1 protein-coding gene is annotated in these 381 nt (G+C 54.3%); it reads right to left on the minus strand.

Features of this window, described 5'->3' with window-relative positions; genetic code table 11:
- Positions 1-267: C2H2-type zinc finger protein (locus tag E1189_RS26090; protein WP_408014671.1), on the minus strand; the 267-nt coding region annotated here is incomplete at its 3' end.
- Between the last annotated feature and the right edge of the window lie 114 nt (positions 268-381).

Here is a 381-nt window from a genome sequence, read left to right on the forward strand (position 1 = left end):
GATAAAGGGCTTGTCCCCTGTATGGGTACGCCTGTGGTCGTTGAGATTGCTGGGTGTGGTAAACGCTTTGTGGCACTGGTCACAGGCAAAGGGCCTTTCCCCCGTGTGGGTGCGCTTGTGGGCGGTAAGATGACTGGATGTTGTAAACGCTTTGTTGCACCCCTCAAAGTCACAGACAAAGGGCTTTTCCCCCGTGTGGGTACGCTTATGGGCGGTGAGGTGACCGGATGTGATAAACGCTTTGTTGCACCCGTCAACATCACAGATAAATGGCCTCTCCCCTGTGTGGGTGCGCTTATGAGCAGTGAGATGGCCGGATTGGGTGAAAGATCGGTTACATCCGCTCTGGTTACAGACAAAGGGTCTTTCCCCTGTGTGGGT

Origin of the sequence: Parendozoicomonas verongulae, from assembly GCF_009711465.1 — a bacterium.
GTDB lineage: Bacteria > Pseudomonadota > Gammaproteobacteria > Pseudomonadales > Endozoicomonadaceae > Sansalvadorimonas > Sansalvadorimonas verongulae.